The following is a 19,196-nucleotide window of genomic DNA, read 5'->3' as shown; positions in this document are numbered from 1 at the left end:
AAAGGTACATTTGCATCCGCATTTTTAGAATGCACGTTCATAAAAAATAGGAGAGGTGCCGGAGTGGTAACGGAGCAGATTGCTAATCTGTCAGCGCGTAAGTGCTGCCCGGGTTCGAGTCCCGGTCTCTCCGCTATTTCCAAAATAATACCTCGGGGTGTAGCGTAGCCCGGTTATCGCGCCTGCTTTGGGAGCAGGAGGTCGCAGGTTCGAATCCTGCCACCCCGACAAATATGGTTTTTTTGTTAAAATTGAAAATCATAATTTATTGAAAGCTAGAGAATTAATTTTCTTTGGCTTTTTTTATTGCCATATTAAAGCAATATATGAGGGTGTCCTATAGGGTGTCCTATTATTTTTCAGGAGGATTTCTTAACTTAAATGCCATGATTACATCATTTATGTGATTTGGCGGTCATAAATGGAATATTCCATATAAGGTGAAAACACCTGACAACTCCAATCCAATCGGTACCGGTTTATGGCCAAATAAGACCACTAGGAAAAATGACGCCCTAGTTTCCATATATGGCGGGTCTCGCAACCAATTGTGAAATCTATGATTTAAAAAAACTTTCTACCGATAAAAGAAATCGGATAGATAGAAAAGGTCGAATGTGGCCAACCCTAGTAAATCCCAAAGCCTGCTTGTAAATCTAATGAAGGTTTTGTAATAATGTTAAAATAGAGGGCTAAAATGACTTGTGTTTACATTTGGTGGCGAACAGAGTTGGAATGGGACTTTTTTAACGTCAAATAATTGATAATGTCGAACTCCTTTTAAAATCTTCGTATTGTGTTGTGAACCAAATTTTAATGCTATTTAATTATTCAACTTTGACCAATTCTGTACTACAATCATCTGAACTTGTAGTTTTTAAAATACGGTTTTCCACTGTAATGGTTTCATCCTTCCATGTTGCTTCACCCATGGTGTTTCGCCATTTCACTTGGCCAACATAAATGTCCGGACTTTTTTTGGATAGGCGGAAACCTACCTCATTCAATGAAAACTTAAACCTCCCAAGTCCTCCAAGTTTTGAATAACGTCCTTCAATTTCTCCATTTTCATTGGTATAAAAGGTAACCACCCTTCCATCACATCCTTCCCAAGATCCAATAATGTTCGTATTGGTGGAAGTTGCTATTGGACTTATAGATTTACAGCTGATCCCTATGCCCAAGATTAGAGACAGTAATACGATGAACTTTATTTTCTTTACTTTCATTAGTCCTTTCTTTGATATTTATCTTTCATAAACTCAAAATACATGTAACCAAAACGGTCGTACCAGTCTTCAACCCCAAATTTGGCTTCACATATATTGAGTTCCATCATGGCATCGGCCAGAATTTGTAGAAATTCACCATATTTAGCATCATAAGCTTGTTCTAGTTCGGCCACGGATTTTTCTATATTCCTCCGTTGGGTTTGCCAGGCCATACCACCAACACCGCTAGGGGTAAAGCCAGATACGTCGTCTCCAAAGGAAATTGCGGCATTGGAAAAGTCCTTGGTGCATTTATAGATTGTGGCAAGCTTTTCAAACTGGTATCGCATGTTGTTAAACTTCTTTCGGGCTTCAAAAAAACATTCTGAACATCCTTGGTTTTCCTCCTCAGAGATTTCCCCATTATCATCATAATACAAATCGGTACAAACGGAAGGGATAGAAGTGGCTTGGGCTGGTGGAGCTGAATTGATACATTTGCCCAATCCGTTGTTGTAGGTATCATAGAGCAATTTAACGTTGTCCCATTGTTTCCGTATCGTGGAGATGGTCTTATCCAAATCAGCCACTGCTTTATCTACATCTTTTCGTTCACTTTCCAGAATATTAAGCCTAGTATTGAGGTCTTCCATTGCTGTTTTCTTGAAGGCTTCGAATTGTTCCACGGAAAGGAAGTCACCGGCCTCCTGTGCAGAACCGTCAATAGGCAATAAGGTTAAAAACATTAAAATCACGGCGCTACCCTTTCCTTTTCCACCCATGAGTTTTCCTGCTAGAATACCAATGACCAGTAAAGCAACTCCAATAACTATGTATAACAGATAATTTGTCTTTCCGCTATCTCCACCACCTTTATCAGCTGCGATTGGTGGCGTTGCGCCGTTAGCTGTCATTTCGTCTTTATGGATTGGTCTAAAGGCACTGCCCAAAAAGGTTTTTTTTTCAGGGCTGGCCAAAACAGTTATATTGTAGAGAGAGTTTTTTGGTTCGTCCGTTTCTATCTTAATACCAAAACTACCCCAAGTCCGTATTTTAAAATCTACCATCCCGTTGTTTGCATTGATCGTATTTTGTTCGGCCTGCACAGTCTCCCAGTTTTCTTTTACCAAACTAACTTTTAATGGAGTACCGTCTACACTGGTCACCAAAACGTCAACAAAATTGTAGAGGTCATGCCCGGTAACATAGTGGTAATTAACAGAGTCGGACAGACGGTTAAAATAAACTATGCCCAATTCTCCCTCGTGTCCCTCCCTCATATCGGTCAGTAATTTAAGTTCAACGGGTTGTATGGCTTTGTTCAGAGTAAAAGGTTGTGCAAGTCCTTGAAAAACTCCAATGAACATAAAACCTATAACCAGAATATGTTGTAGTGGTTTCATCTTAATTTATTTTTGGTAGTGATCAATAAGGTAGTCGGCAATTTTATAAGTGTTCTGTTTCTGCTCTTCCTTTTGGGAATCAGTAAGTTTGGGACCACTGGGGTTCAAATAACTGTAACTGACTTTTATAGGGTTTTCATAGTTCGTGTTTAACAGGAGCAGGAAGCCTTGAACAGGATGTCTTTTTATATAGGTATCGCCAGATTTGCTTATGCTGACATCGACCATCTCGTTCTTCAGTCCACTTTTTATTTGGTCTTCAACAATGTTTTTGTCTCCCCATTTTTCTAGGCTTATTCCGTAATTGACCGTAAAATTGTCTGGATGGGTTACTTTATACCAGCAATCTCCCTGATAGTTGCTTTGTTCTTCTACTAGATGATTCCTGTATCCCAAAGCCTCGGCCAACTGGGAGGTGGTAAGTTTGCAATCTCCACTTGGAGTGTATAGTTGGGTATAATCCCCTTTTTGCTCCAAATCCATTGTGCTGGTAGTTTCCAATTTTACTTCTGCTCCGGAACTCCCTGTGGTTGATTTTTTTTTTTTTCCTGTATCGCCACAGGCAGCTATTAGCAACACGCCCAATGAGGCAATGGTAATGTTTGATACTTTCATAATTTTGTTATAATGTTGATTAGAAACCTCTTATATTAGAATTTGGCATACAGTTAAGCCCTACATGGATTATTCATCAATCCTATCAACTTTAATATTCGTTATCTCCAATGGTTCATATTTGATATAATAGTTCTCTGCCCCGGCGATGATCGGACTTATCTTTATTTCTCTGCTATCGCCAATAAAATCGAACATAATTTCGTCGTATTGGTTATTGATGAACCATGTCTCATTATATTTTCCAGTAACATTGGTCATCACTTTTTTGTTTCCGTATTCGCCAGGTTTAAGTTTGATGATCACGCGGTATCTTTGTCCGGCCTCTGGATTGAATTGCAAAACCAGATACCTCATTTCAGGCAGAAATCCAGGTCCTCCATTGTTTGCTCGCGGGTAATATTTATTTTCTGGATAAACACTGATGTATCTGGGAGATTGCTCAAATTTTCCAAAATATGATACCACCTTCATATCCTTGTCCGTCATTCGTCCAGGTTCAATTTCCCATGATTTATTGTACCTGAGTTTTAATAGAGCAGAACGGTCGTATTTGGATGCTGGAAGTTTTGCTATTTGTTGCGCATTAAGGTTTTCAAATTTTTTCACCTCTATCCTTTGTGGCTTGGTAATGATTTTGTTGCTCAACTCTATTTTAGAGGGCTGAGAAATATTGAAGTTTGTGTTCTTGGGCAACTTTTGGGCATGCAACGTGAACATTCCCGTTAGCAAGGTCATTAATGCCATTGGTACTGTTGCTTTCATAATGATGATGGTTTAAATTATTTTTTACTTATTGATGTTTATGTCCCCTCTTGGATTATTGCTTGGAGAAATGTGTACTCTTGATGATTTTGTTTCTGTTGATGACTTTTAACCTGTATTTGCCCTTTTTCAATTTGTTGATGTTCAAATAAATTTCAAATTGGGGAACTTCATCCAGTACGCCTTCATAACTTTTTTTATTCATAATGATATGAAGTGTTTTGTGTTAGTCAATTGCTAAGGAGGAGTGAATTCGAGTATATCGATCTTTCAACTCCAGGGCAAACCTAATGCTATGTGATATGAGGGGCTATGAATTATGTATCAAAGCTTATAAAATATGTAACAGGGCTTAAGTACCTTGGCCTGAAAGGGGGTTAGGAAGGTTCTTTTTTACTGAATTCAGAGGGAGATGACCCATAGGTTTCCCTAAAACATTTTGTAAAATAGGAATGATCGTTAAAGCCGACCTCATAGCCAATTTCGGAGATATTGACATCACTTTTTTGTAGTAGCGAAGCTGCCAATTTTAACCTTTGGTTACGAATAAATTCTGTAGTGGTCTGTCCTGTGAGCGCTTTCAACTTTCGGTGCAATTGCATTCTGCTCATGCCCAACGCTTTTGCAAAATTTTTTGAATTAAAGTCTGATGCGACCAACTGATCGTCCAAAACATTTTGAAGGGACTCTAAGAAGCGTTCATCATAAGAGTTGATGGAAATGTCCTTGGGGGTCAAAATAACCTCTTGACTAAAACGCTCCTGTAGTTTTCTGCGGCTTTCCAGTAGGTTTTCCACAGTCTGTTTTAAAATTTTGTTGTTGAACGGCTTGGTCAGGTAGGCATCGGCACCAGTTTCCAATCCCTTCAATCGATTTTCGTCACCAGCCTTTGCCGTGAGCATAACAATGGGAATGTGGGAGGTAGTGTCGTTGGTCTTACAATTTTCGGTCAATTTCAGTCCGTCCTCTTCGGGCATCATCAGGTCTGTTATGATAAGATCGGGGACCTTTTTCAGTGCTTTTTGAAAACCAACGCTGCCATTTTCGGCGGTTAAGATGTTGAATTGGGCATTAAAAAGGGAAGAAACGTAGGTACGTATATCCTCATTGTCGTCCACGATCAGAATAATGTCCCGGTTTACCTCACTTTCGGAAATGGATACTTTACTCTCATCCTCAATGGCATCTGTATTTTCTTGATAGGCTTTTTTTAAAGTCGTTGATTTTGTGTTAGTTACTTTTTTTTCGTTTGTGTAATCGGTTTCAAGTATGGGCAATTCTATGTGAAATGTGACACTTTCCGGACTGCTCTTGGCCTCAATCTTTCCTTTGTGCAATCCGACCAGTTCTTTGGTGAGTGCTAGTCCGATCCCCGTGCCTCTTTGATTGGTATGAATTTGGTGAAACCGGTTGAATATATCCTTTAATTCTTTTTTTGTTAGGGAGACACCTGTATTTCTTATTGATAATGAGAGGTTGCCCTGTCTAATTTCTGCTTCAAAATCTATCTTGGCATTTTGTGGACTATATTTTAGTGCATTGCCCAAAAGATTGCCAATAACTTTCTGAAGTATGTCAGCATCAAACCAATAATAATTTTCAGCTATGGAAATTTTTATTTGGAGCAATTGGGATTTTTTTTCGGCGCTGAACAAGAACGATTCCGCCTGCGATTTCAAAAAAGTGGACAGTACTGCTTTACTGACATTCAGTTTGTAAAACCCGGATTCCAGTTTTGATAGGTCCAATAACTGGTCTACCAAAATGGTGAGCTGTTGGGTATTCTTTTTGGCAATGGTCAGGTTCCGTCTATCCTCTTGGCTTAGTTCCGAACGCCCGAGTTGTTGTTCTACCGGACCCTGTATCAAAGACAAAGGCGTGCGCAGTTCATGGGAAATGTTGGCAAAAAAGTTTGATTTGGCGGCATCCAGTTCTCTTAATTTTTGATTCGTTCTTTGACGGTTGCGATAAAGCACAAAGAGAAACAATCCTGCCAAGGATGTTAAACCTATTCCTCCCAAAAAAAGATTGCGCTGATTCCTTTTTTGTTGTTCGGCAAGTTCATTTTGTGATTTCAACAGTGCTATTTCCTGTTCTCTTTTTTGTGTTTGGTATTTGGCTTCAAGGTCCAGAGCAAGGCTTTTTTGCTTTCTGGCCTCTACAGAATCTTGCAGAACGAATGATTTTCCATAGTATTCGACTGCTTGCTCAAATTCCCCGGTTTTTCCATAGGATTCTGCTAAATTTTTGGTGATTCCCAGCAAAACACTGTTTGAACCGGCATCGGATTGTTTGAAATAAGCATAGGCGGCTTCAAAATATGGTATGGCCTCTTTATAGCGCCCTATTCTTCGAAGAAACCCAGCGTATACCCAATTGGAATTAGCAATTTGTTGTGGGTCTCCTGTCTCGATGAGCAGGGCGAATCTTTTTTTATAATAGGTATCGGCTTGGTCATAATTGTTGAGATCCGTTTCTATGATGCCCAAAGACCAATAAATGTTGGCTACGTTTACAATAGAACCATTGTTTTTAAAATATGCCAGGCTTTTTTTAAAATAAGGTTTGGCCTTTTGATATTCCTTTCTTTGTCCAAAAATATTTCCCAGCATAATGTAACCATAGTGTTCCTGGTCGCTATCATTTATTTCCGAAGCCATTTGTATGGCATTTTTGAAATATCGTTCGGATTTTCCTATATACGAAGTATCTTGTACGCTGTAGGTCCTTAAAAGTACTTTGCCCAAATTGAACAGCGCTCTAACAACATATTGGTTCTTTTCTCCGGAAAATTCCGCGATGGAGTCTATTTTCTGGTAGGTGGCGATAGCTTCAACATCTTCAAACTTTGAGTAATGTATGTTTCCAATAGAAAGTAGAGCACTGGTGGTCACTTCGGGCAAATTGCTCTCCGTCCCCAAAGCGAGGGCCTTTTTGGCATAGTGCTGTGTGGAATCGTAATTATCTTTTTCAAAATACAGATCGGCTATCTGAGCTTTTGCTTTGCCCACGTGTAAATTGGAGGAGGTCTCCTTTGCGATTTCTAGATTTTGCAATGCCAGCCGTAGGGCATCATCATATGCTGAAACCTTAGATAAGGAGTCTATTTGAGATTGGTTGGTCAAAAACTCCTGGGGTATATTTTGACCAAATGATGAAATAGAAATTGAAATTAGAATTAAAATCAGGATACTTTTAATCATAAAATCAGTTTTTTCATCGGCAATAATAGGGTGAAGTTAAATAAAATATTACGTACTGAATTTAGTCGCAACTGGATTTTTACAATAACTACAAGGAACATATAGCCCATAACTAATGTAATTGGATATCCATTGGGTAAATTTATGTTTATGATGTTCAAATTCGAGTAAGAAATGTGAATATCTCAACTAGATTGAAGTCTTATTCTTGTCTCCACAGTTGGAGCTAGGGCTTTTGGTTGGACTGGGAGATAGAAAAATATCGGCACTTTAATCAATAATTTTCCATAAATAAGCTTGACGGATAGATGGTCTATAACTTTGGTTCGGCCTTTGCTGAAATCGAAACGGTATGTTTATTATGGTTTAACTTTTTAAAATTTAAGTTATAGGGAATAATTCAGTCGGGTAATGCAGATTGGTAAAAAAAGAAGATTCCTATCAGATTCATTTCCCATACTTAAAATGACAGTCTAGGTGGACCAGACCCCGAACCATATTAAAATGACATTCCTATTCTATCAAGGAGTCCAATCTTAAAGTTGTTGGATGATCGGGTAGTTCCTGACGTGTTTAGTAACCATTGGGGAAGCTGTTCTGGATTTGTAACTTTAAAAAATATTGGAACCATTTTCTTGTTTTCTGACTTTCACGGTTTTCAAATGCAAAAAAGTTGAAAGAGCCAGAACAACATTGGATGTAGGTCAGTTTAGTGAAAGCTAAATTGTTAGGTTCAATTTTGGGAACCTGCTTTTTTGAATAAAATTATCATTCTTAGAAATGAATTGTATTGGACGAGTTTTTTACATGTTTTAATACACAATATATAAAAGCGAGAAAAGTGAAATAAATACCCATAAAGCCATTGCCAGAACTATAGGCTTGGTTCCTGTGGCCTGTAACGCTCTCAAGGAAATTGTTGAACCTACTATAAAAAGTGTGGTAACCAACAAACGTTTCGATAAGAGTACTATAAAAGCGGTGGTGGATACGGGCAAAATCTGGAGCGAATTGATAATAATGGCCATAACGAACAAAAGGATAAAGTAAGGAACTTTAATTTTCTCCCCTTTTGTTTTAAAAAGAAACATTGAAAAAAATGATAACGGAATAATCCATAGAGTTCTGGATAGCTTTACCGTTGTCGCGGTCCTTAGGGCCTCATCTCCAAAATTCAACGCCGCCCCGACCACAGAACTTGTGTCGTGGATGGCAACGGCACACCAAAGTCCAAATTGTTCTTGTGTAAGATGCAACCATTGGCCTACAGCTGGGAACACAAAAAGTGCAATTGAATTTAATGAAAAAATAACGATCAATGCAACACTGATAGTGTTGCTCTTGGCCCTGATTACAGGGGAAATCGCTGCTATGGCACTTCCGCCACAAATAGCAGTGCCAGATGTAATAAGATGACCCAACTTTAATTCTAACTTTAAAATTTTTGCAAGGGATAGTCCTAGTACTAGAGTAAACAAAATAGAAAAGAAGGTGATTCCCAGTCCTGCTATACTGGTTTGAATGGTTTCTTGTATAAACATACCAAAGCCTAGGCCAACAATGGAGATTTTTAAAAAGTAATCAATTAATCTATGACTGTAACTTTTAAAAGGGTTGCCAAACAAAAACGAATAACACAGGCCCAGCAGTAGTGCTATAGGACTGCTTAACTGCCCCAATAATCCAAGTGAAACAATACATAGGTAGATTCCTTTTATAAAATATACTTTCATATCGGTACAATTTAGAGATACAAAAGTAGAGTGTAGTTATAACTAATTTGTATATTAAATAATTATTAGATATAACTAATAGTTATAATTCTGTAGAATGGATTTTTGAATATGATCCATGGTGGTTGAAAGGTACCCGGTTCTTTTTGCTAAATAAAACCACCTTTCTATGCTGGCATTTTTAATATCTATGACCTTAAGCCTGTTCTGGGATAAATCTTGAATAATTGAATGTATTGAAACCAGGGCAAAATCTTGGGAGTTGTAGAGGTAATTCTTTATAGCTTCAGTGCTGTTCAAGACAACAACTGTGTTTAGGCTTTCAATCTTTTCATTGGAAAGAAAGTTATCTATTATCTTTTTGGTCCCAGAGCCCTTCTCGCGTTCTATTATCGGGATATTTTTTAATTCTTCAAGACTGATACTACTTTTTTTAAACGAGTTGTTTGCTGCATTGGTGACCAGAACAATTTCATCTTTAATTAATTTTTTAAATTCTAGTTTGGGATTTGAAATGATACCTTCTGTGATTCCGAAATCGATTTGCTCATTCATGATCAGCTTTTCTATGTTTTCGGAATTATCGCTGGTAATGTTGAAAGTTGTTTCAGGGAATTGAACTCTGATCTTTGCGATTATTTTTGGAATTATATAATTGGAAAAGGTTGTACTCACCCCGAACGAGATCGACTTTGGAAAAGGCTCGTTTTTAGTAATGAATTGCTCTTCCATTTCCGAATAAATAGATAGTATTTTGTTCACATAAACCAGAAATGACCTTCCTTCCTTTGTTAATTCAATAGAACTTCTTTTACGGACAAAAAAGGTGGTTTTATATTCTTCTTCCAAGGATTTAATGGTTTTGGACACGGCCGGTTGCGAAATATGAAGATGTTCGGCAGCCTTGGTAAAGTTTAACTGATTGGCTACAGTTTTAAATATGTGCAATTTGGTTCTCATTCGGCTTTTTCAAAGGTATCCAGAATCTTGTTATGCCTCCGGTTTGTTAAAAAAATCCCTGTCGACCGTCGATCATTAATAGATGACAACCAGAAGAGAATGGGAAATTGGGGGAGAACTAACATTTTTGGGAAAATAAACATTAAAATCGAGAACAAGATAAAGACTTTACGAACCATAGGTGTATTGATCAATGTCCAAGGATTGAGATTTGTGTGGTGAAAAAATCAAAAGAAATGCTATGGTTTTGCCAATTACATTGGTTTAGGAGTTTCCAAACAACCATTCTAGTGGTGGTTAACGTTTGCCTAGCAGACTAAAGTTATGATGTTGTGTGGCGGTGAAGAAATCATTGAAAATATGATTCAATGGGTGTCCAATACTGCATGCACGTATGCCCAATGTGGTGTAGGCCTTTATAAATTTATCACTAAGACGCTGGACCAGATCGGTGGCTTCTTGGTGGAGGCCCAAGGCAAAAGGTTCTGTTATTTTGTCGGAGTTGGTTACCATCTTGTGGACTTTCATAGCATACCTGTGGCATATGTTGTTACATTTTAGGATTATCTGTTGGAACTCATCCAACAAATGATTGGGGCCATTACTTTTAAGGGATTCGCTCAAAAAATGTTCTGCCATACCTATATAGTTGACCCATAGGGTCAAATCTGCAAAAACCGTAAAGGGCGTCCTAAAAATGGAGTGAGGCAAGCGTAGTCGATTATATGTAAAGCTATATTTTTCATCAATCAATATGGAGTCAACGCTAAAGGAATGGGTAGCCGTGGCCCGAAGCCCGATGGTATTCCAATCTTTGATAATTGCAACATCCTGCCTGTTCAACAAAAAGGATCGAATTATTGGCGCCCCATCCTTACAAAGAACATCCTTGCCCTCTTTCTGAACTTTTGCGTTCAAAGTAAAATGAGTCAAATATGGTGCCCCCGTCGCATATTTCCATGTTCCGTTAAGTACGTAGTTATTGCCATTTATTTGAGCAGTTCCTGTAGCTCCGCCACTCCCACCAAAACAGATAGGCGTGGTCGATTTGTTGAAGATCGTTTCGGCCACATCGTGGTTCAGGTTTCCGATAAAAAAATTGGCTCCGCTGCAAAGGGTTACCGTCCAACCCAAACTACCATTGGCCCTAGCCAATGATTGGAGCATTTTTAACCCATTGGGCAAGGACATTTCCAGCCCGCCAAATGATTTGGGCACCCAAATGTTCCATAGGTTGTTCTTGCCTATCCACTCCAGAACGTGTGGGGAGAGTTCATCTCCGAAACAATGCATTTCTTCAAGCTCTTGCAAATCTGTTACTTTCATCTTTCTCTAAAATTCGTTTCCATTTAAGGTACCCCGATATGGCCACTGCGAACAAAAATGCAGTAAGTCCGGCATAGATATACAATTCCTTATAGATCAATAGGGGTATGGATATAATATTGCTAATGTTGAGATATATCCAATTTTCTATTTTTCGTTTGGCCATCAACCACATCCCCGACCAGGCAAAAGCGACAACAATGGCATCCCAAAAAGGTACATCCGAATCGGTATGCTGGCTCAACCAGTAGGCCATTATCGCAAAACACCCCATGGCAATGCCTATTGCAATGCTATGTTCTTTGCGATTGGAACTGGAAATAGGGGTTTCCATTGCCTTTTTGCCCAGTTTCCAATAAAACCACCCATAAATGCTCATGATCAAATAATAGAGGTTCAAAAGTATGTCTGCATATAATCTGGATTGGTACAGGACCCAGATACTGATAAGAATGGCAACAATGCCAAAAAGATAATTGTGAACATTGTTTTGTCGGGCCAAAAGCACTTGTACCACGCCAAAACCGGTGCCCAGCCATTGCAATAACACTATTTCGGAGAAAAGTTCCATTTTTTTGGGTTTACTTTTAAAATGAGGTACCCAAAAAACGGAATACAAGTCAAAACTGACCTTGCCGTACTCCCTACGCCAGCATTACCTGGATCAGGTGCGAAGCATTTGCTTCCGGGTATAATCTCAGCCCAAAGTGGGCACCCCATGATACTGCGAAGATATCATTATTTATGGTCCAATTAAAAATCAATTTCGGGCAAATGCAGGAAAAGCTATCGTTGCTGTTGGATTTGGACCTTTACCATCAGCCTATCTCTTAAAGCGAAAAGGAAAATTATAGTTCAATTTAATTTGTTCTTTTCTTTAATCTAGCAATCACTGGAATTGTATAGATGAATTGTTCCGCTCTGGATGTATTGTTTAGTGTAAGCTATATTTCACGTTGAATTCATACCACTTCACTTATTTGAACTACTGGCTGGGTATTGGTGAAGTTGGGAAGGTCTGCCAAGATTTTTTCGGCCATTGGCACAAAGGAATTTTGAAATGCTTCTTGGGAGGTAAAGACAAGATTGGCAATTACTACATAGGGAGCAGTTTGTTCCGGGCTTGCACCGGATAACCCAAGGTTTATATCGGATGCTATTATCGCTTCGCCCAATAGGTCCTTTAATAAGTTGCTATGTTGGTTTATATAATAGTCCTTATCAAATTGTGTATTTGGACTGTTGGGGTACATTACGGTCAACTTTATCATAATCGAATTGTTTTAATATGCGATAAACCTTCCGATGTGCCGGAAAGTTTATCGCAATACATAAAAATAGGGTACTATAGGGCTACGAAACTACATTTTCTTTGGACCAGGCAAACTTTTCAAAAGCAGCGTCTACAGGAGTATTGGCAATATGATTGGTATAATTGCTAATTACTTTTTGCGATAGTCCCAATATGATTTCCAAAACATGTTGCTCCCCATATCCCGCGGCATAAAATGTTTGTAGATCTTCGGGTGTTACATGACCACGATTTCTTACAATGGTCAGGGTCATGGTTCTCAAAGCTTCTAGTTTTTCATCCTTTAGCGGAGTCTCATTTCGTAAAGCCTCGGTGATGTTACCATCGACCTTCATCATTTTGGCGATTCCGGTATGGGCCGGTACGCAGTAATGGCAAGCATGTTCTACATTGATGGTCTGCCATACCACCGTTAATTCTTCCTCGTTGAACGAAGTTTGGGTAAAAAGCTCATGCAGGGTTTGGTAGGCTTCCAGTATTTTCGGGGCTCCTGCCAATACGCCATGCAAGCCTGGGATCATTCCATAGGCTTTCTTGGAATTTTCCAATAGGGGTTTGCTGTTTTCTGGAGCTGTTTCAATGTTGTGGACTTTTAAAGTTGTCATAATTCGAATTTTTATTGTTTTACTTAATTAATTTTCGCGCTCCTTTGCGCATTTAGTTATTATTAGATCCATTGTTACTTTAGAGGGCCTTTTGGTTCCAAATGGAGACCACATTTTTTTATTTCTGGATAACCTTTTGTAATTAAAAAGCTAAAGTCAATTTTTATGGATGAAGCTTTGTTTTAATGTCCGAATAGGGAGTTTATTTAAACTAAACGAAAGGTTAGATATGTTGCAAAAAAAATGTCAGTGATCTTTGAATATATTCTCTATGTAATGTTCCAATTGCTCGGCGTTGAACACTCTGGTGGCCGAGGATAGTCCAAACATGGCAATAAGCAAATAATCCGCTTCGCTGTTGAGTGATTCTTGGGATTTGGAGGTGTCCTGTTTTAGGACCGAGATGAATACTTGCCTAACGCGCTCCATAAAACTCGATAGTGAATCCTTGATTTGAATGTCCGCATTTTCACCTATTTCATTGGCCGTATTTGTTATCAAACAACCCTTTCCAAACTCTGTTTCTTTACTGAATTGAACAAAATCATAGAAATATTGTTTAATGCCCAAAATTCCTGAATCAGATTTCTCCAACTTAACCAATAAAGTGTTCAATTTGGTTTTATACCGTTTCAAACTTTCTAGGAACACTCCATTTTTGCTGCCAAAACTGGAATAGATTGAAAATTTGTTTATGCCCATTTCCTTTTCAAGCATTTGCATAGATGTTGTTTCGTAGCCATTCCGCCAGAATAAATTCATGGCCTTATCGATTACTTCTTGCTCGTTATATTGTTTTGTTCTTGGCATTTGATATTTAACTACACCACAAAACTAAATAAACGGTTAGAAATAAAAAATAGTTTAACGAAACTTTTGGAGTTTGCATCCCCGATGACTTTTTAATTTATATAGGTTAATTTTAAACCAGATTTACTGCAAGCCAAGAACTGAATCTTTTTTTAACATCATATCAATAGGATGTATTTGAATCAACTTAAAGATTATCTGTGTAAATACGAAAATTTTGATGAAGAGGAAATTCAAGTTATATATGCAAACTGTGATGTTGAAAACTACAAGGTCAAGCAGCATTTATTGGAACAGGAACAGGTATGTGAATATAACTTTTTTATCCTAAAAGGGTTAGTTCGAAAATATGCTATAGATGATTCTGGCCAAGAAAAGGTTCAGGGTTTTGGCATTGAAAATTGGTGGGTAACCTCTTTGGAGAGCTTTGTTGAACAAAAACCGTCCCGACAAGCGATTCAATGTTTGGAGCAGACTGTGGTACTACGGATCTCATTTAAAGATTTGGAAGAACTGTACCATAAAGTTCCAAAGCTTAACAGTGCGTTTAGGAAGATTTATCTCAATATGCTCATTGCTATTCAAAAACGAGACGAACTCTATATGAGAACAAAACGTGAGACCCGGTATCAATCATTATTGGATAATATACCCCAAATCTTTCAACGTGTACCACTCTATATGATAGCATCTTATCTGGATATAACCCCAGAATATTTAAGTGCCATCAGAAAAAATCAAAAGTTACGTTCTTAAGAAATCTTAAGGAGTTGGAGCTGTCTTCAGGGTTATTTTTGCTCCATAAATAATATACTTATGGAACGAATCAGTTATCAGGATATCCCTTCCGGGATGTTCGAAAGTTTAATGGCAGTCGAAGCTATGATCAATAAATCGACAATTGATTTTAAACTTTTGGAATTAATGCGCCTAAGAGTAGCACAGTTGAGCGGTTGTGCTTATTGTGTAGATATGCACTACAAAGAACTTAAAAATACCGGTGAGTCCGAATTGAGGCTCTCCTCCTTGTGCGTGTGGCAGGAGACCCCTTATTTTTTAGAAAGGGAACGGGTGGTACTCGAATTTACGGAGGAGGTAACCAACGTACAGGGAAGTTCAATTTCGGACAAACTGTTTCAGGCTTTGTTGGGACACTTTGATAAATCGGAAATTAGTTTGCTCACATTGGCAGTAGCTCAAATAAACACTTGGACACGATTAATGAAAACGTTTGGATTTACACCAGGTAATTACCAATTGAACACCGATAAAGCCAATAAGAAGTAGGGTTTAAGAATGGAAGGAAGGAGGAAAAGGCGTCTATTCCTTAAAAAGGAACAATGGCTGCTCATATAGAAGGTCAATCGATTTTTTAAAGACAACGGTCGATTGACTTCCTCCCTAAAATTAGAGGTCGATCATAACCAAATAGTCCGCGCTATTAAATTAATAATATGGTCCATGAGCTTGTCCTATCATATTTTGTGAGAAAAGCAATTTTACTGATTTTAGTTGGAATAATTCAGCAAAAGAGATTCTGTTTGTTAATTTAAGTTGATAGCAATTTAACATTTACTATTTTACCTTTGTACTTCTTAAAACAAATTTGGCGTGCAAGAAAATTATGGCCTCTTAAGACAACATTTTGAGGAAATCGTTGACCTAACGGATGCGGAATGGGAGCAAATAGCGCCTCATTTTGAGTACCGGAAATTAAAAAAGCACCAATTTCTAATCCAAACAGGTCAGCCAGTAGAATGTGAATTTTGGATTATCAATGGTTTGGTAAAATCGTATGCTATAGACCAAAAGGGAAACGAACACATTTTACAGTTTGGTATGGAGCAATACTGGGTTAGCGACTATTTCGCTTTTCAACACCAATTACCGGCCACCATCTTTGTAGATTGTATAGAAGATTCCGAATTCTTTTGCCTGTCCTTAGAAAGTAGGGAATCCATTTGCCAGCAAATCCCCGCCATAGCCAATTTTTATCGGATTAAATCCAACAATGGGTTCATTAACCTGCAACAACGCATTCTGTCCCTTTTAACCTTATCCGCAGAAGAACGGTACGATGAGCTGTTAAACAAACTCCCCAAATTATTACAACGGGTACCTAAAAAATTGATTGCCGCCTACCTAGGTGTTTCCAGGGAAACTTTGAGCCGTTTTAAAAATTAGATTTTGTGATGTATATCACTTTTATGGGTTGTGCTACCTCACATTAAAATGGTGATATACCTCCTCGCACAGCCTTTTGTTTTCACCAACCTTTGTCCCATAAAATTTAAGATAAAGAAAATGAAAACAAGAATTAACACAACAGTGGCAATGCTACTATTTGCCCTAATGGGAACGGCACAACATAACAATAAGACTACAAAAGTCTTGATGGTACTGTCCAGTCATCAAGAATTGGGAGATACGGGCAAGGAAACGGGCTATTACCTAAGTGAGGTAACCCACGCCTACGAAGTTTTTGAGGAGAATAATTTCGACATTACCTTGGTAAGCCCAGAAGGAGGGAACCCTCCGGTAGATGGTTTTGATTTGGAAGATCCGGTGAATAAAAAATACTGGAACGACACCACTTTTCAACAAAAACTAAAAAACACCCTAAAACCTTCAAAAATCAAGGCAAGGGATTATGATGTAATCTATTATGCCGGTGGCCATGGCACTATGTGGGATTTTCCCAATCACAAGAAATTAGCCAAAATAGCAGCCAGTATTTATGAGAATGATGGAATAGTGGCGGCCGTATGTCACGGACCTTCCGCATTGGTGAACATTCAATTGTCCAACGGAGCCTATTTGGTAAACGGTAAAACACTAAGCGTTTTTACCAATGAAGAAGAAGCCAATGTAGGCTTGGAAAATGTGGTTCCTTTCCTTTTGGAAACAAAATTGGAAGCACGTGGAGCAACCATAGATAAAGCCGATATGTGGCAAGAAAAGGTTAGCGTGGACCAGCGTTTGGTTACCGGTCAGAATCCTGCTTCTGCCAAATTAGCGGCCCAAAAGATTGTGGAACTGGTTAAAGCAACGTACTAAGATGGCTACGGATTCAGCAGTTTTAAACGCAAAGACCGAAAAGAAAAGTCTACCAGCGGCCTTATGGGCATTGACCATTAGTGCCTTTGGTATTGGAACTACAGAGTTTGTTATCGTGGGCTTGTTGCCCACGGTAGCCAACGATTTAAACACCTCTATTTCCTCAGCGGGATTGTTAGTGAGTTTGTACGCTTTGGGAGTGGCCATTGGTGCACCAGTATTAACGGCATTGACCAGTAAAATAGCACGCAAACGGTTATTGATCGGTATTATGCTGTTATTTATTATCGGTAACGGATTGGCCACCATTGCGCCTAGTTTTACATTATTGATATTGGCACGAATCCTAACCGGGTTTGCACATGGGGTCTTTTTCTCCATTGGCTCTACTATAGCGGCCAGTTTGGTACCAGAAGATAAAAGGGCTTCTGCTATTTCTATAATGTTCGCCGGGCTTACGGTAGCTATTGTTACGGGCGTGCCTTTGGGTACGTACATTGGCCAAAACTTTGGGTGGCGTGCCACTTTTATAGGTGTTGCCATTTTAGGGGTTATCGGGGCCTTGGCCAGTTACTTTTTGGTTCCTTCAAATATTAAAAAATCACCGCCCTTATGTTTGGTAGATCAGCTAAAAGTGCTCAAAAACCCTTCTATTCTGTTGGTGTTGGCCATTACGGCACTTGGTTATGGCGGTACGTTTGTAACCTTTACCTACTTGGCGCCTTTGTTGGAAGAAGTTACCGGATTTTCCGCAAGTATGACCAGTGTTCTACTATTGGTCTACGGTATAGCCATTGCCTTGGGCAATATTATTGGGGGTAAGGTTTCCAACAAAACCCCGGGAAAAGCCTTAATGGTCATGTTTGCCTTGCAAGCCGTGGTATTAGTGGTACTATACTTTACGGCAAACAGTCCTATTTTGTCCATAGTAACTTTGTTTTTTATGGGAATATTGGCCTTCTCCAACGTACCCGCACTGCAATTGTATGTGGTTAAAATGGCAGAAAAATACCTGCCGGGCACAGAAGATGTAGCCTCGGCATTGAACATTGCGGCTTTTAACGTGGGGATAGCTATTGGTGCCTATGTTGGCGGATTAATAGTAGAATCCACATTGGGCGTAGCAGCAACGCCATGGGTAGGGAGTATACTTGTGGTGGTAGGCTTTATACTTACACTGGCTTTATATAAAAAAGAAAAATTATAAACAGATGCATACATTATTATTTAAACATAACGATCAAATGCCCATTTTAGGGCTTGGCACCTTTCGTTCTGAACCTAAAGCGGTTTATACCGCTGTTTTGGAAGCCTTGAAAATGGGGTACAGACACATAGACTGTGCGGCAGCCTACGGAAACGAAAAAGAAGTTGGCGAGGCGATTGCCGAAGCCGTTGATTCTGGTGTAGTAACCAGGGAAGAACTGTGGATTACCTCCAAGCTTTGGAGTGATTCTCACGGAAAGAACAACGTAGAACCAGCCTTGATAAAAACGCTGAAAGACCTACAGTTGGATTATTTGGACCTCTATTTGGTCCATTGGCCTGTAGCCTTTAAAAAAGGAGTTGAAATGCCAGAGAAGGCAGATCAATTCATTCCTTTGGAAGAAGTGCCATTGACCGATACTTGGGCCGGTATGGAAGCAGCTTTGGAAAAAGGACTGGCCAAGCATATCGGTGTCAGTAATTTCAATACCCAATATTTGAAGGCTCTTTTGGAAACGGCAAAACAGAAACCAGAGGTAAACCAAATCGAGATACACCCGTTTTTACAGCAAGATACCTTGGTAGATTTCTGTAAACAAGTGGGTATTCACCTAACGGCTTACGCACCAATTGGTTCTGGCGGGGCAAAAGATGATGCCCTTAACCTTTTTAAAAATGGGGTGCTTCTGGAAATTGCCCAGGCCCATGGGATGACAGTGGCGCAAGTAGCCTTAAAATGGGGCATACAACGCGGTATTTCGGTAATACCAAAATCTACCAATGTGTCCCGATTACAAGAAAATTTGGATACCCTAAAATTTGAATTGAGCGCTTCGGATATGGAGAAGATCGCAGCCCTTAACAAAGACCATCGTTTTGTGGATGCAAAATTCTGGGAAGTTGAAGGCGGCCCGTATACTGCAGAGGAAATCTGGAACGCTTAATTAAAAAGTCAGGGGTCGTTCTGCGGCCCTTGGCTTAAAAAAGAAT

Annotated in this window: 19 protein-coding genes and 2 tRNA genes; 8 read left to right on the top strand and 13 right to left on the bottom strand. The window is 39.1% G+C overall.

The features are described 5' to 3' along the window. Positions 1-49: 49 nt before the first annotated feature. Together ACXAFK_RS11480 and ACXAFK_RS11475 are read left to right on the top strand one after the other, a co-directional pair. Positions 50-133 (top strand) — tRNA-Ser (locus tag ACXAFK_RS11480). A 20-nt stretch (positions 134-153) separates the two neighbouring features. Further along, positions 154-228, top strand: a tRNA-Pro gene (locus ACXAFK_RS11475). A gap of 599 nt (positions 229-827) precedes the next feature. Here the strand turns inward: ACXAFK_RS11475 and ACXAFK_RS11470 are convergent. From ACXAFK_RS11470 to ACXAFK_RS11410, 13 genes are all read right to left on the bottom strand, one after another. After that, complete coding sequence (locus ACXAFK_RS11470; RefSeq protein ID WP_474957861.1) at positions 828-1,229, bottom strand: hypothetical protein; 402 nt, start codon at positions 1,227-1,229, stop codon at positions 828-830. Then, positions 1,229-2,614 (bottom strand): hypothetical protein, encoded by a 1,386-nt coding sequence (locus ACXAFK_RS11465; RefSeq protein ID WP_474957860.1) that lies wholly within the window; start codon positions 2,612-2,614, stop codon positions 1,229-1,231. The genes ACXAFK_RS11470 and ACXAFK_RS11465 overlap by 1 nt, the downstream gene beginning before the upstream one ends. Before the next feature lie 6 nt (positions 2,615-2,620). Further along, on the bottom strand, positions 2,621-3,229 hold the full coding sequence (locus ACXAFK_RS11460; RefSeq protein WP_474957859.1) for a hypothetical protein: 609 nt from the start codon (positions 3,227-3,229) through the stop codon (positions 2,621-2,623). 69 nt (positions 3,230-3,298) lie between these two features. Continuing rightward, entirely contained in the window at positions 3,299-3,994 is a 696-nt protein-coding gene (locus tag ACXAFK_RS11455) for a hypothetical protein (RefSeq protein ID WP_474957858.1), read from the bottom strand. A gap of 55 nt (positions 3,995-4,049) precedes the next feature. Then, positions 4,050-4,199 carry a hypothetical protein gene (locus ACXAFK_RS11450; RefSeq protein ID WP_474957857.1) on the bottom strand — a complete coding sequence of 50 codons (150 nt, stop codon included), beginning with the start codon at positions 4,197-4,199 and terminating at the stop codon, positions 4,050-4,052. A gap of 172 nt (positions 4,200-4,371) precedes the next feature. Then, positions 4,372-7,197 carry a tetratricopeptide repeat protein gene (locus ACXAFK_RS11445; RefSeq protein WP_474957856.1) on the bottom strand — a complete coding sequence of 942 codons (2,826 nt, stop codon included), beginning with the start codon at positions 7,195-7,197 and terminating at the stop codon, positions 4,372-4,374. Between the two features lie 812 nt (positions 7,198-8,009). Then, positions 8,010-8,930, bottom strand: coding sequence for a YeiH family protein (locus ACXAFK_RS11440; RefSeq protein ID WP_474957855.1), 921 nt, complete (start codon positions 8,928-8,930; stop codon positions 8,010-8,012). 75 nt (positions 8,931-9,005) lie between these two features. Continuing rightward, positions 9,006-9,890, bottom strand: coding sequence for a LysR substrate-binding domain-containing protein (locus ACXAFK_RS11435; RefSeq protein ID WP_474957854.1), 885 nt, complete (start codon positions 9,888-9,890; stop codon positions 9,006-9,008). A 297-nt stretch (positions 9,891-10,187) separates the two neighbouring features. Beyond that, complete coding sequence (locus ACXAFK_RS11430) at positions 10,188-11,216, bottom strand: acyl-CoA dehydrogenase family protein (RefSeq protein ID WP_474957853.1); 1,029 nt, start codon at positions 11,214-11,216, stop codon at positions 10,188-10,190. Further along, positions 11,188-11,787 (bottom strand): nicotinamide riboside transporter PnuC, encoded by a 600-nt coding sequence (gene pnuC / locus ACXAFK_RS11425; RefSeq protein ID WP_252079279.1) that lies wholly within the window; start codon positions 11,785-11,787, stop codon positions 11,188-11,190. The genes ACXAFK_RS11430 and pnuC overlap by 29 nt, the downstream gene beginning before the upstream one ends. Positions 11,788-12,178: 391 nt before the next feature. Further along, positions 12,179-12,487, bottom strand: a complete 309-nt coding sequence (locus ACXAFK_RS11420; RefSeq protein ID WP_474957852.1) for an EthD family reductase — start codon at positions 12,485-12,487, stop codon at positions 12,179-12,181. An 82-nt stretch (positions 12,488-12,569) separates the two neighbouring features. Beyond that, entirely contained in the window at positions 12,570-13,133 is a 564-nt protein-coding gene (locus tag ACXAFK_RS11415) for a carboxymuconolactone decarboxylase family protein (protein WP_474957851.1), read from the bottom strand. 246 nt (positions 13,134-13,379) lie between these two features. After that, a complete protein-coding gene (locus ACXAFK_RS11410; protein WP_474957850.1) occupies positions 13,380-13,943 on the bottom strand; it encodes a TetR/AcrR family transcriptional regulator in 564 nt (187 codons plus the stop codon). A gap of 171 nt (positions 13,944-14,114) precedes the next feature. Here ACXAFK_RS11410 and ACXAFK_RS11405 point away from each other — a divergent pair, with 171 nt between their 5' ends. The 6 genes from ACXAFK_RS11405 (at position 14,115) to ACXAFK_RS11380 (ending at position 19,150) form a co-directional block, all read left to right on the top strand. Further along, positions 14,115-14,699 carry a Crp/Fnr family transcriptional regulator gene (locus tag ACXAFK_RS11405; protein ID WP_474957849.1) on the top strand — a complete coding sequence of 195 codons (585 nt, stop codon included), beginning with the start codon at positions 14,115-14,117 and terminating at the stop codon, positions 14,697-14,699. Positions 14,700-14,759: 60 nt separating this feature from the next. Then, a complete protein-coding gene (locus ACXAFK_RS11400) occupies positions 14,760-15,230 on the top strand; it encodes a carboxymuconolactone decarboxylase family protein (protein WP_474957848.1) in 471 nt (156 codons plus the stop codon). 324 nt (positions 15,231-15,554) lie between these two features. Beyond that, positions 15,555-16,127, top strand: a complete 573-nt coding sequence (locus tag ACXAFK_RS11395) for a Crp/Fnr family transcriptional regulator (RefSeq protein ID WP_252079447.1) — start codon at positions 15,555-15,557, stop codon at positions 16,125-16,127. Positions 16,128-16,247: 120 nt separating this feature from the next. Then, positions 16,248-17,000 (top strand): type 1 glutamine amidotransferase domain-containing protein, encoded by a 753-nt coding sequence (locus ACXAFK_RS11390; RefSeq protein WP_474957847.1) that lies wholly within the window; start codon positions 16,248-16,250, stop codon positions 16,998-17,000. Position 17,001: 1 nt separating this feature from the next. Continuing rightward, the gene (locus tag ACXAFK_RS11385; RefSeq protein ID WP_474957846.1) at positions 17,002-18,207 is read left to right on the top strand and encodes an MFS transporter; all 1,206 of its coding nucleotides are present in this window, start codon (positions 17,002-17,004) and stop codon (positions 18,205-18,207) included. A 4-nt stretch (positions 18,208-18,211) separates the two neighbouring features. Continuing rightward, positions 18,212-19,150: an aldo/keto reductase gene (locus tag ACXAFK_RS11380; protein WP_474957845.1), complete on the top strand. Its 939-nt coding sequence runs from the start codon at positions 18,212-18,214 to the stop codon at positions 19,148-19,150. Positions 19,151-19,196: the final 46 nt, after the last annotated feature.

The organism is Flagellimonas sp. ABD4_174 (assembly GCF_056160185.1).
This window is presented reverse-complemented; position numbering and strand designations above follow the sequence as displayed.

What these genes read in the sequence shown, in the direction of transcription:
- ACXAFK_RS11470 (WP_474957861.1), bottom strand. Translation starts at nt 1,229, where the DNA reads ATGAAAGTAAAGAAAATAAAGTTCATCGTATTACTGTCTCTAATCTTG.
- ACXAFK_RS11455 (WP_474957858.1), bottom strand. Translation starts at nt 3,994, where the DNA reads ATGAAAGCAACAGTACCAATGGCATTAATGACCTTGCTAACGGGAATG.
- ACXAFK_RS11400 (WP_474957848.1), top strand. Translation starts at nt 14,760, where the DNA reads ATGGAACGAATCAGTTATCAGGATATCCCTTCCGGGATGTTCGAAAGT.
- pnuC (WP_252079279.1), bottom strand. Translation starts at nt 11,787, where the DNA reads ATGGAACTTTTCTCCGAAATAGTGTTATTGCAATGGCTGGGCACCGGT.
- ACXAFK_RS11380 (WP_474957845.1), top strand. Translation starts at nt 18,212, where the DNA reads ATGCATACATTATTATTTAAACATAACGATCAAATGCCCATTTTAGGG.
- ACXAFK_RS11440 (WP_474957855.1), bottom strand. Translation starts at nt 8,930, where the DNA reads ATGAAAGTATATTTTATAAAAGGAATCTACCTATGTATTGTTTCACTT.
- ACXAFK_RS11405 (WP_474957849.1), top strand. Translation starts at nt 14,115, where the DNA reads ATGTATTTGAATCAACTTAAAGATTATCTGTGTAAATACGAAAATTTT.
- ACXAFK_RS11435 (WP_474957854.1), bottom strand. Translation starts at nt 9,890, where the DNA reads ATGAGAACCAAATTGCACATATTTAAAACTGTAGCCAATCAGTTAAAC.
- ACXAFK_RS11410 (WP_474957850.1), bottom strand. Translation starts at nt 13,943, where the DNA reads ATGCCAAGAACAAAACAATATAACGAGCAAGAAGTAATCGATAAGGCC.
- ACXAFK_RS11460 (WP_474957859.1), bottom strand. Translation starts at nt 3,229, where the DNA reads ATGAAAGTATCAAACATTACCATTGCCTCATTGGGCGTGTTGCTAATA.
- ACXAFK_RS11430 (WP_474957853.1), bottom strand. Translation starts at nt 11,216, where the DNA reads ATGAAAGTAACAGATTTGCAAGAGCTTGAAGAAATGCATTGTTTCGGA.
- ACXAFK_RS11415 (WP_474957851.1), bottom strand. Translation starts at nt 13,133, where the DNA reads ATGACAACTTTAAAAGTCCACAACATTGAAACAGCTCCAGAAAACAGC.
- ACXAFK_RS11450 (WP_474957857.1), bottom strand. Translation starts at nt 4,199, where the DNA reads ATGAATAAAAAAAGTTATGAAGGCGTACTGGATGAAGTTCCCCAATTT.
- ACXAFK_RS11465 (WP_474957860.1), bottom strand. Translation starts at nt 2,614, where the DNA reads ATGAAACCACTACAACATATTCTGGTTATAGGTTTTATGTTCATTGGA.
- ACXAFK_RS11445 (WP_474957856.1), bottom strand. Translation starts at nt 7,197, where the DNA reads ATGATTAAAAGTATCCTGATTTTAATTCTAATTTCAATTTCTATTTCA.
- ACXAFK_RS11420 (WP_474957852.1), bottom strand. Translation starts at nt 12,487, where the DNA reads ATGATAAAGTTGACCGTAATGTACCCCAACAGTCCAAATACACAATTT.
- ACXAFK_RS11390 (WP_474957847.1), top strand. Translation starts at nt 16,248, where the DNA reads ATGAAAACAAGAATTAACACAACAGTGGCAATGCTACTATTTGCCCTA.
- ACXAFK_RS11385 (WP_474957846.1), top strand. Translation starts at nt 17,002, where the DNA reads ATGGCTACGGATTCAGCAGTTTTAAACGCAAAGACCGAAAAGAAAAGT.